The 11,846-nt window shown below is 50.5% G+C and carries 9 protein-coding genes; 5 read left to right on the top strand and 4 right to left on the bottom strand.

What is annotated here, in order from left to right; genetic code table 11:
* Positions 1-436: 436 nt before the first annotated feature.
* The 4 genes from lepA to Q1Y74_RS07530 all read right to left on the bottom strand — a co-directional run bounded on the left by lepA (position 437) and on the right by Q1Y74_RS07530 (position 5,135).
* The gene (gene lepA / locus Q1Y74_RS07545; RefSeq protein ID WP_300813490.1) at positions 437-2,218 is read right to left on the bottom strand and encodes a translation elongation factor 4; all 1,782 of its coding nucleotides are present in this window, start codon (positions 2,216-2,218) and stop codon (positions 437-439) included.
* 166 nt (positions 2,219-2,384) lie between these two features.
* Positions 2,385-3,716, bottom strand: coding sequence for a leucine-rich repeat domain-containing protein (locus Q1Y74_RS07540; RefSeq protein ID WP_300813488.1), 1,332 nt, complete (start codon positions 3,714-3,716; stop codon positions 2,385-2,387).
* 208 nt (positions 3,717-3,924) lie between these two features.
* On the bottom strand, positions 3,925-4,125 hold the full coding sequence (locus Q1Y74_RS07535; RefSeq protein WP_300813536.1) for a winged helix-turn-helix domain-containing protein: 201 nt from the start codon (positions 4,123-4,125) through the stop codon (positions 3,925-3,927).
* Positions 4,126-4,382: 257 nt separating this feature from the next.
* Positions 4,383-5,135, bottom strand: a complete 753-nt coding sequence (locus tag Q1Y74_RS07530; RefSeq protein ID WP_300813486.1) for a DUF4369 domain-containing protein — start codon at positions 5,133-5,135, stop codon at positions 4,383-4,385.
* Between the two features lie 129 nt (positions 5,136-5,264).
* Here Q1Y74_RS07530 and Q1Y74_RS07525 point away from each other — a divergent pair, with 129 nt between their 5' ends.
* From Q1Y74_RS07525 to Q1Y74_RS07505, 5 genes are all read left to right on the top strand, one after another.
* Entirely contained in the window at positions 5,265-6,503 is a 1,239-nt protein-coding gene (locus Q1Y74_RS07525) for an anaerobic sulfatase-maturation protein (RefSeq protein ID WP_300813484.1), read from the top strand.
* A gap of 52 nt (positions 6,504-6,555) precedes the next feature.
* The gene (locus tag Q1Y74_RS07520; RefSeq protein WP_300813482.1) at positions 6,556-8,658 is read left to right on the top strand and encodes a S46 family peptidase; all 2,103 of its coding nucleotides are present in this window, start codon (positions 6,556-6,558) and stop codon (positions 8,656-8,658) included.
* Positions 8,659-8,778: 120 nt separating this feature from the next.
* Positions 8,779-10,941, top strand: a complete 2,163-nt coding sequence (locus Q1Y74_RS07515; protein ID WP_300813534.1) for a S46 family peptidase — start codon at positions 8,779-8,781, stop codon at positions 10,939-10,941.
* A gap of 74 nt (positions 10,942-11,015) precedes the next feature.
* Positions 11,016-11,312 (top strand): thioredoxin, encoded by a 297-nt coding sequence (trxA, locus tag Q1Y74_RS07510; protein ID WP_300813480.1) that lies wholly within the window; start codon positions 11,016-11,018, stop codon positions 11,310-11,312.
* Positions 11,313-11,418: 106 nt separating this feature from the next.
* Positions 11,419-11,838, top strand: coding sequence for a thioredoxin domain-containing protein (locus tag Q1Y74_RS07505; protein WP_300813478.1), 420 nt, complete (start codon positions 11,419-11,421; stop codon positions 11,836-11,838).
* Positions 11,839-11,846 lie beyond the last annotated feature (8 nt).

Raw genomic sequence — 11,846 nt, 5'->3', positions numbered from 1 at the left:
TTCTTACAACGAAATTTGATTTCCATACAATGCCTTTCCCCAAGCGAGATAACAGTTTAAACCCCAAATAGGCTATGTTTAAAACATAAAGGGGTCATGTTTGAAACATAGCCCCTCTATGTTTCAAACATGCTCCACTAAAGAATTTCTACCTTCTGCGTACAGATAAGCACTGTCCCCCGAAAACAAGTAATTATATATTACAATCCATCAAATCGTTTCGTATATTGTGGTTGGCCGGCCCGCATAGAGATTGCAATCGGAGATTGCATGCCTGCCGGAATCGAAAGACACAACAATCTCAAAATTAACCGAAGGAAAGCCCTACCCTTAGCCCCTTTCCATAAACTGTTACGAGCCACAAAGCGGAGTGGCTCTCACATCGGGAAACCTTACTCACCGCTTTGTGGCTCGCAAACACAATTCTTCGCTGAAATCAATCCAGCTTCAGCACCGCCAGGAATGCCTTTTGGGGAACTTCCACGTTGCCAATCTGCTTCATACGCTTTTTACCCCGCTTCTGTTTCTCCAACAGCTTGCGCTTACGGCTGACGTCGCCTCCGTAGCACTTGGCCGTCACGTCCTTGCGCACCGCCTTGATGGTTTCACGGGCAATAATCTTGGCACCGATAGCAGCCTGGATGGCAATCTCGAACTGCTGGCGCGGAATGAGTTCCTTCAGCTTCTCGCACATGCGGCGCCCCAGTTCGTAGGCATTGTCAACGTGGGTCAAGGTGGACAAAGCGTCGACCGGCTCGCCATTGAGCAGGATGTCCAGCTTCACCAGCTTGGAGGGGCGGAAGCCGTTGGGGTGGTAGTCGAATGAAGCATATCCCTTGGAGATGCTCTTCAGCTTGTCGTAAAAGTCGATGACGATTTCACCCAGCGGCATGTCGTAGTAGATTTCCACACGGTTGCCCGAAATGTATTCCTGTTTCACCAGTTCGCCACGTTTGCCCAGACAGAGCGTCATGATAGGGCCGATGTAGTCGGTGGTTGTAATGACCGAAGCACGGATATAAGGTTCTTCGATGTGGTCTATCATCGTGATGTCGGGCATGCTGCCTGGATTGTGCACCTCCATGACATGTCCCTGTTTGTCGTAGACATTATACGACACGTTGGGCACGGTAGTAATGACGTTCATGTCGAACTCGCGGTCCAGTCGTTCCTGCACAATCTCCATGTGGAGCAGACCAAGAAAACCGCAACGAAAACCGAAGCCCAAGGCCAGCGACGACTCCGGCTGAAAGGTCAGCGAGGCATCGTTCAGCTGGAGTTTCTCCAGCGACGAACGCAAATCCTCGAAATCTTCGGCCTCGATAGGATACACACCGGCAAACACCATCGGCTTCACTTCCTCGAAGCCGGCAATGGCCTTGCTGCACGGGCGGGCAATGTGCGTAATGGTATCGCCCACCTTCACTTCCTTCGAGGTTTTAATACCCGAGATGATGTAGCCCACGTCGCCCGTGCGCAACTCGTCGCGCGGCACCATGTCCATCTTCAGCACGCCCACCTCGTCGGCATCGTATTCCTTGCCCGTATTGAAGAACTTCACCTTATCGCCCTTGCGGATGACGCCATTCTCAATCTTGAAGTAGGCAATGATACCACGGAAAGAGTTGAATACCGAGTCAAAAATCAACGCCTGCAAAGGTGCGTCTTCGTCGCCTTCGGGATGGGGAATGCGTTCGATGACAGCGGCAAGAATTTCCTCCACGCCCATGCCCGTCTTCCCCGAAGCCCGGATAATCTCTTCGCGCTTGCATCCCAGCAGTTCCACAATCTCGTCTTCCACTTCATCGGGCATGGCACTGGGCATGTCACACTTGTTGATGACGGGAATAATCTCCAGGTCGTGCTCGATGGCCATATAAAGGTTGGAGATGGTCTGTGCCTGTACGCCCTGTGACGCATCCACAATGAGCAACGCCCCTTCACAGGCAGCAATGGAACGGGATACCTCGTATGAGAAATCCACATGTCCCGGTGTGTCTATGAGGTTTAGGATGTATTTCTCCCCCTTGTACACATATTCCATCTGGATGGCATGGCTTTTGATGGTGATGCCTCTCTCCTTCTCCAGATCCATGTCGTCCAGCATCTGTCCTTCGGTCACTTGTATAGTATTGGTGAACTCCAGCAGGCGGTCGGCCAATGTTGATTTCCCGTGGTCAATGTGGGCTATGATACAAAAGTTGCGTATATTCTTCATTGGATAGTAATAATAAATAAAAGTGGCGCAAATATACAGAAAAAAAAGCGAATCTCTAAATCTGTCGAAACAAGAGTTGACAACCATAAGAACAGAAATCCGCCTACATCTGCCCCTTCTGAAAACCTCCGCCATTTCTGCCAGCTCATCTGGCCAATCCTATCCTCTATTCCAACGGCCTAATTTTGTCTGCATAGTTCGGATATTTTTCTTTATATAGTTTGAGAGAAACCGCAGGTACATAAATCGCTTCCAAGTACTCATAAGCCGGCAAAGCAGAATCCAATTGTGGAGGGACTGTCCCCCGAAAGGTCACTACGCCAATACTTCCGCCATCCAATCCATCGTAACCGATTCGCACTACCCCTTCGGGAACTGTTACTGCCGTCAGCTTATCGCAACCAATGAAAGTCCACCCCTTCAGCTCTGCTGTACCCAATGGCAATTCCACCGACTCCAACAGAAGAGAGCCTTCAAAACATCCCACATCTACAATCCCCTCACAGTTCTCAAAATGCCCGGCTGAATGTACCCTCTTCAAACGAGTACAATGATAAAAGGCACGTTCGCCCAACAGACGCAAGCCATTAGGTAATTGTACATCCTCCACGCCCGAATTTCTGAAAGCTTCCGTACCGATACTGACCGTGGCCTCGGGCAAAACAATCGTCCTCAAAGCCTCCGTATCCAGAAAAGCCTGAGCATCTATCTGCCTCAGAGTTTCGGGTAAAAGCAACTCTTTCAATCCTGTTCCCCAAAAGGCTGCAGCAGACACTTGAGTCAACGTTGTACGGCCCAAATCTGCTTTCACCAGGTGGATGCAGTCTTCAAACGCATGTTTGCCTAACGTCTTCAAAGTGGAAGGAAAATGTATCTCTTCGAGAGCGCTCTTATAGAAAGCAAACTGACCTATACCTTCCAAGCCCTCGTTCAATTGGACCCGACGGACAGCGGAACCGGCAAAACAATAGTCAGCAATCTCTCTCACTTCAGACGGCAACAGTACGACTCCGTCTGTACTTCCCGTATATCGGGTCAGGATTCCATTCTCTATCTGAAAATCCGATGCTACCGGATTCGTCTCCGATATTCCGGCAACAATGGAAAACATCCGGCTTTCTCCGATTCCGACTGTTCCACCAGCACTCCAATATCGATAATTCTGAGGAGAAAAGTATTGTATAAAGACAAAATAGACTTCTGTCGTCGTTGCTCCAGCAAACCAGGACAGATTGTCCAATTTCAGACCTGCTTCTCCTTTTCCATCCGTTCTGAGCGTCAGGGAAGGTACAACTGCCACATCAGTCCGAAAAGCCTCGTATTGGTCAGCTGTATAAATCCGGACCTCTACATCCGGCAACGGCTGTCCAGCCTGATTCTTCACACATACACGCACTGCTGCATCCGCTTCCATCGTACGACTGCCTCTCTTTTCACAAGCAGCCAGCGCTCCTATCATCATTCCCAACAGACATAATCCTTTTATCCAATTTTTCATATTGTCATTAGTTTATCGCTTTAATTACATTGGCTGCAAAAGTAGATGCTATCAGAAAATAAAGCAAAGAATCGCAATGTACACAAAACAGATACAGCGCCTTGTCTTCCAGAAGAATAAGGAAGTCACCGATGTACAGACCGCATAAAAAAAATGCGTTGATAGCAGTCATCTGCACCAACGCACCTCCTTTTATACCGTATTTTTCTTAAATCAGCTTGACAAACAATTCCCCTTCCACTTCTTCTACAGAAATCTTGTCCTCTCTCAACAGCCAACCAAAACCCAAGAACAAATCTTTGTCAATCAACTTCGTAGCCTTCTTAATCTGTTTAACTGTCAAACCTTCAGTTCCATTCAATACATTCCAAATCTTTCCTGCAATCTCACCTGCTTTTTCTTTTAACATTCTCATTAAATTTAAGTTAGACATAGCATAAAACGGAACCATATTTAAATGATTCACATTTTATTTCGCTTGCAAAGATAGTTATTTTTATGCTACACAAGGCATTATTATTCTTATTTTCTGCATTCTGTTAAGAAAAAAGGTAAAAAAGCCATAATAATAAACGAAAAGAGCCCAACGGCATAGAAAAGATACCAACATTCTACCCATCCTACAATACCGTCTTGATTTCAGCAAAACAAAACAATCAGGAAATTCTACTTTTGCTGTGCAGTCATTTGGGTATTCTCTTGCAAACGCTTTTGCTCTTCTATCAGTTTCATGTTCTCCTTGGCCTTAGATAAAAAATCCTTAACGAAGGCATCTTCCTTGAATACGGAAGGAGCCGTACGTATGATATCCTCTATTTGGGAAGTCATAATAGGATAAGGCAATGTACTACACATCATCATGAAAACACTCGGTCCAAGCACATTCTCATAATTGGCAATGATAAAGTCCTTCACATAGGCGTTCATCTCAGACATTAGCTTTTCTTTCTCTTGCGCCAACTCTCCTTGTACATCTTCCAATTTGATGCCGTCCAATACCATACGTGCCTCTTTCCTCTCCAATTCTCCAAGCTGAAGTTCCATGGCGTTGCGTTTCTCAATAAATTCATATAAAGCATCGTTTAGTGGCGTTCCCTCAGCCAGAAGTTCGGTATTAGAGATAGTAATCTTGACAGTACCGTTCTCCAATACCAAGGGCATGATACCATCGTTATCCATATATAATGTCACCATGCGCACAGTGTCTGCAGCCCCCTTCATTGAGAACAAGCCATGAACCACCTCTGCCGAATCTACCGTAACCCAATCTTCTCCTTGAAAGGACTTGAGGTACAACATCTTTCCATCCAAACTGGTCACCGAAGAATTACCCTCTATCTTGTATTTTTTACTACAAGAAACCAGTAGAAGTGAAAATACCAACAAAGGCAAAACGCGGCAAATACTCATTCTAACCATGCTGAAAACGATTTATGAATTACGCCGCAAAGGTATTAATAATCCTTATAAAGAAAGAGACGAGCAACGTATTTTCATTTGCTTTACGTATTTTTGCACTTAAATTAATTAAAAGCTACTAGGACCGACATGTCAACCTATGCACCATTCGCCAAGCCCCTCTACGTAATGTTGAAGCCTGTGGGAGCCGTCTGCAATCTGGCCTGCGACTACTGTTATTATCTGGAGAAGGCGAAACTATACCAAGACAACCCCAAGCATGTGATGAGCGAGGAACTGCTGGAGAAGTTCATCGAAGAATACATCAACTCGCAGACCATGCCGCAGGTGCTTTTCACCTGGCACGGAGGAGAGACGCTGATGCGCCCCCTGTCGTTCTATAAGAAGGCCATGGAGCTACAGAAGAAATATGCACGGGGACGCACAGTCGACAACTGCATCCAGACCAACGGCACACTGCTTACTGACGAGTGGTGCCAGTTTTTCAAGGAAAACAACTGGCTGGTAGGTATCTCCATTGATGGACCTCAGGAATTCCACGACGAGTACCGAAAGAACCGCCAGGGACGTCCCTCGTTCCACAAGGTGATGCAAGGTATCAGCCTGCTGAAGAAGCACGGTGTGGAGTGGAACGGCATGGCGGTAGTGAACGACTACAACGCCGACTACCCCGAGGAATTCTATCGTTTTTTCAAGGAACTGGACTGCCACTACATCCAGTTTGCCCCCATCGTGGAGCGCATCTTGCCTCGCGGCGACGGACGCCATCTGGCCTCACTGGCCGATGGCGGTAATGTACCGTTGGCCGATTTTTCCGTCAGCCCCGAACAATGGGGCAACTTTCTCTGCCGTCTGTTCGACCTGTGGGTCAAGGAAGATGTGGGCACATACTACATCCAACTGTTCGACTCCACACTGGCCAACTGGGTGGGAGAACAGCCTGGCGTCTGCTCCATGGCACGGACGTGCGGACATGCCGGGGTAATGGAGTTCAACGGCGATGTCTACTCCTGCGACCACTTTGTCTTCCCCGAATACAAGTTGGGTAACATCTGGCAACAGACATTGGTAGAGATGATGTACAGCGAACGACAGCAACGCTTCGGACAGGACAAACAGGACACCCTGCCCCGCCAATGCAAGGAGTGCGAATGGCTCTTTGCCTGCAATGGCGACTGTCCCAAGAACCGCTTTGCCCGCACAGCCGACGGTGAGCCCGGCCTCAACTACCTCTGTGCCGGATACCGGAAGTTCTTCAGCCATGTAGCCCCCTACATGGACTTTATGAAAAAGGAATATCTGGCTCAGCGCGCGCCCGCCAACGTGATGCAGGCCATACGCGAAGGAAAACTACCCATGCCCCGTTAAAGAATTTACTGAGAAACAACATTCAAAACAATCTATTAATTAAGAGACATACATGAAAATCAAAAAGTACCTCGTTGCGGCTCTCGCCGCAGCATTCACCTTCTCGGCACAAGCCGACGAAGGCATGTGGCTGCTCCAGCTGATGAAGCAGCAGAACTCAATTGACATGATGAAGAAACAGGGCCTGAAGCTGGAAGCCGATGACCTCTACAACCCCAATGGTGTATCGTTGAAGGATGCCGTCGGCATCTTCGGCGGAGGATGTACCGGCGAAATTATCTCGTCCGAAGGCCTCATCCTGACCAACCACCACTGCGGCTACGCCTCCATCCAACAGCACTCCAGCGTGGAGCATGACTATCTGACCGACGGTTTTTGGGCCAAGAGCCGTGCCGAGGAGCTGCCCACTCCGGGACTGAAGTTCCGCTTTGTTCACCGCATCGTAGACATTACCGACCTGGTGAATGCCAAAGTGAAGGCCGGCGAAGTGAACGAATACGAAGCCATGACCAACAAATTCCTCGGCAAGCTGGCCAAGGAGGAGTTGGAGAAGAGCGACCTCAACGGTAAGCCTGGCATTGAAGTGCGTGCCCTGCCTTTCTACGCCGGAAACAAGTATTACCTTTTTTATTATAAGGTATATAGCGACGTGCGCATGGTAGCTGCCCCCCCTTCGAGCGTAGGCAAGTTCGGCGGTGAGACGGACAACTGGATGTGGCCCCGCCACACGGGCGACTTCTCCATGTTCCGCATCTACGCCGACAAGAACGGAGAACCTGCCGAATACAGCGCCGACAACGTGCCCCTGAAGACCCCCAAATACTTCTCCATCTCACTGAAGGGACTGGACGAAGGCGACTATGCCATGATCATGGGTTTCCCCGGTTCCACCGAACGCTACCTCACCGAGAGTGAAGTGCGCCAGCGCATGACCGCTGTCAACCAGGCCATGATAGACATGCGAACCGTCTATCTCGACGTACTGAAGAAATACATGAGCCAGAGCGACAAAACCCGCATCCAGTATGCCAACAAGTTTGCCGGCAGCAGCAACTATTGGAAAAACTCCATCGGTATGAACAAGGCCATCGTTGACAATGACGTACTTGCCACCAAAGCCGAGCAGGAGAAACGCTTTGCCGCTTTTGCTCAGGGCAAACCCGAATACGAAGGTGTGGTAGCGAAAATAGACGCACTCGTAGAGAAGATGTCACCCTCCCTGCGCCGTCTGGAATACACCAGCGAAGCCCTGAGCGGAGCCATCGAATTCGGTTGCCCGCCTGCCCTGATGGACAAGATGAAAGAAGCCATCGAAACCAAGAACGACTCCCTGCTTCAGGCCACCAAGAAACAACTGGAAACGGTGTACAACGACATCTACAACAAAGACTACGACCAGCAGGTAGACCGGGCCGTAGCCAAAGCCATCCTGCCCGCCCTGGCCAAAGCCCTGACACCCGAAGAACTGCCCGCCTTCTACCAGACCATTGAGAAGGAGTACAAGGGCAACTATGACGCCTATGTGGACGACCTCTTCGACACTTCCATCATGGGCAGTCGCACCAACCTGGACAAATTCCTGAAGAAGCCCAGCGTGAAGGCCATCGACCGCGACCTGGCCACCAACTTCAGCCGTGCCAAGCTGGACAAACTGAAGGAAGCTGCCGCCGAATACAGCCAGTATGCACAGGAAATCGAACTTCTGCATAAAGCCTATATCCGCGGACTGGGTGAAATGAAACAACCCGTACCGTCCTACCCTGATGCCAACTTCACCATCCGTCTGACCTACGGCAACGTGAAGTCATACGACCCGAAGGACGGCGTACACTACAAATACTTCACCACCACCGACGGCATCCTCCAGAAAGAAGACCCCGAGAACCCCGAGTTCGTCGTTCCGGCCAAACTGAAGGAACTCATCCAGAAGAAAGACTTCGGACGCTATGCCATGGCCGACGGCACCATGCCCGTCTGCTTCCTGACGACGAACGACATCACCGGCGGTAACTCCGGCTCACCTGTCATCGACGGTGAAGGACGTCTCATCGGCTGCGCCTTCGACGGTAACCTCGACATCCGCTACATGCTCTTCATCCTCGACAAGCTGGGCGGCTGCGGTCACCTCATCAATGAGATGACCATCGTAGAGTAATCAAATAAACAGGCACGGATTACACGGATTATCACGGAGAAAAAAAGACCGTGAACCTTCCGCGAAATCCGTGCCTCATTTATACCTTATCCACTTATATTCCCCTGATTCTACATTATGATGAACAAACTTCTATTTGCGACAGCCCTGTCTGCCCTGACCCTCCCCGCCCTGGCCGACGAGGGCATGTGGATGCTGACCGACCTGAAACGGCAGAACGAAGTAGCCATGCAGGAACTGGGTCTGCTCATCCCCGCCGACTCTATCTACAACCCCGACGGCATCGCCCTGAAGGATGCCGTGGTTCACTTCGGCGGAGGCTGCACGGGCGAAGTCATCTCGGCCGAAGGCCTCGTGCTGACCAACCACCATTGCGGCTACGGCGCCATTCAGCAACACAGCAGCGTGGAGCACGACTACCTGACGGACGGCTTCTGGGCCATGAACCGACAGGAGGAACTGCCCTGCCGGGGGCTTACCATTACCTTCATCGACCGCATACTGGACGTAAGCGAATATGTGCAGCAACAACTGAAGAAAGACTCCGACCCGCAAGGAACCAACTACCTCTCGCCCAAATATCTGGCTAAGGTATGCGAACGCTTTCTGAAAGACCAGAACATCACACTGGGCAAAGGCGGCAAAGCCGAACTGAAAGCTTTCTACGGCGGCAACCGCCACTACCTCTTCCTGAAGACCGAATACAGCGACATCCGCATGGTGGGTGCGCCGCCTTCGAGCATCGGCAAGTTCGGAGCCGACACTGACAACTGGATGTGGCCACGCCACACAGGCGACTTCTCCCTGTTCCGCATTTATGCCGACCGGGACGGACAACCAGCCGCCTATAGTCCCGACAACCAGCCTCTGCATGTCAAGAAGCACCTTCGCATCAGTCTGGACGGCTACAAGGAAGGCGACTTCGCCTTCGTCATGGGATTCCCCGGACGCAACTGGCGCTACATGATAGCCGACGAGGTAGAGGAACGGATGCAAACCACCAACTTCATGCGCCACCACGTGCGCGATGCCCGCCAGCGCGTCCTCATGGAGCAAATGCTCAAAGATGATGCCGTACGCATCCATTACGCCAGCAAGTACGCCTCCAGCGCCAACTACTGGAAAAACGCCATCGGTATGAACGAAGGACTTGTACGCCTCCACGTGCTCGACACCAAGCGTGCCCAGCAGGAAGCGCTTTTAGCACACGGACGTCAGACAGGCGACACAACCTATCAGGCTGCTTTCAACCGCATCCAAGCCATCGTGAAGCAACGCCGTCCGGCTCTTTATCATCAACAAGCCATCCAGGAGGCACTGGTCACGGCACTCGACTTCATGCGCATCCCCAACACGTCAGCCCTCACCACCGCCCTGAAAAACAAAGACAAGACCGCCATCCAGGCTGCCACAGACAGTCTGATAGTTGCCGCCGACAAATACTTCGCCTCTATTCCCTATCCCGAAGTGGAGAAGCTCGTAGGCAAGGAGATGCTGCGCACATACGCTCAGTACATTCCTGAAGAACAACGTATCGGCATTTTCCAAGTCATCGACCGCCGCTTCAAGGGCGATACGGATGCCTTCATCGACGCCTGCTTCAAGTATTCCATTTTCGGCAGCCAAGAAAATTTCGACAAGTTCATCCGCAAACCCAAACTATACAAACTGACGGGCGACTGGATGGTATTGTTCAAGTACTCCATCACCGACGGTCTGCTGCAGACTGCCATTGCCATGATGGATGCCAACCGCGACTACGACAACGCTCACAAGACTTGGGTAAAAGGTATGATGGACATGCGCCAGGCCGACGGAAAGCCCATCTATCCCGATGCCAACTCAACCCTGCGCCTTACTTATGGCAAAGTAGCCTCGTACGAGCCTGCCGACGGAGCGGTGTACGAATACCAGACAACGCTGGACGGCGTGATGCAGAAAGAAGACCCGACGAACTGGGAGTTCGTAGTGCCCGACCGCCTGAAGCAGCTCTGGCAGGCGAAGGATTTCGGCCGCTATGCCCTGGAGGACGGACGGATGCCTGTGTGCTTCATCGTAGATACGGACAACACCGGCGGAAACTCGGGCAGTCCTGTGTTCAACGCCCGTGGCGAACTCATCGGTACCGCCTTCGACCGCAACTACGAAGGTCTGACAGGCGACATTGCTTTCCGACCCTCGTCGCAGCGTGCCGCTTGCGTGGATATCCGCTACACGCTCTTCATCATTGAGAAATATGCCGGAGCCAAGCACCTCATCGACGAACTGAGCATTGCAGACTAAAGGATTGAACAAATCGGGCCGATAGTTTGTTATTCATCAAAACACCAACAACTGACAAATAACAAAAAATGATTATGGAAAGATTTGAAGAACTGATACAATCGGAAAAGCCTGTGCTGGTGGACTTCTATGCCACATGGTGCGGCCCCTGTAAAATGATGCACCCCATATTGGAAAACGTTAAAGGCCGTGTGGGCGACAAAGCACGCATCGTTAAAATAGATGTAGACGAACAACAGGCATTAGCCATGCAATACCGCATACAAGCCGTGCCCACCCTGATGCTCTTCAAAGGCGGTCAACAGGTCTGGCGGCAGTCCGGTGTGGTACAAAGCAATGAACTGGTCAGCCTGATTGAACAATATGTATAATGGAAAGCTACGAACTACGAGTGACAAGTGTATTATGAGGGTATAATTCACCACTTATAGCTCATTACTCGTAGCTTGTAGCTCGTAGCTCATAACTAACAAAGATATGAAGAAACTCCTCCTCACCCTGGCTCTCGCAGCCACCACACTTCTGGGTTACGCCCAAGAGGTCGTTATGATGGACAAAGCCATGTTCATCGACAAAGTATTCGACTATCAGAACGCCCAAGAATGGAAATACAAAGGCGACAAACCCGCCATCATCGACCTTTATGCCGACTGGTGTGGTCCCTGCCGAAAGGTAGCCCCCATCATGAAAGAACTGGCCAAGGAATATGCAGGCCAGATCACCATCTATAAAGTGAATGTAGATAAGGAGAAGGAACTGGCTGCCTTGTTCAATGCCACCAGCATCCCCCTCTTTGTACTCATTCCTATGAATGAAAAGCCTCAACTATTCAGTGGAGCCGCCGACAAGGCAACCTACAAGAAAGCCATTGATGACTTTCTGCTGAAAAAGGAATAAGCCGACAG

Source organism: uncultured Bacteroides sp., assembly GCF_949298305.1.
GTDB lineage: Bacteria > Bacteroidota > Bacteroidia > Bacteroidales > Bacteroidaceae > Bacteroides.
The sequence above is the reverse complement of the archived record's forward strand: the minus strand, read 5'-3'. Positions and strand labels throughout refer to the sequence as shown.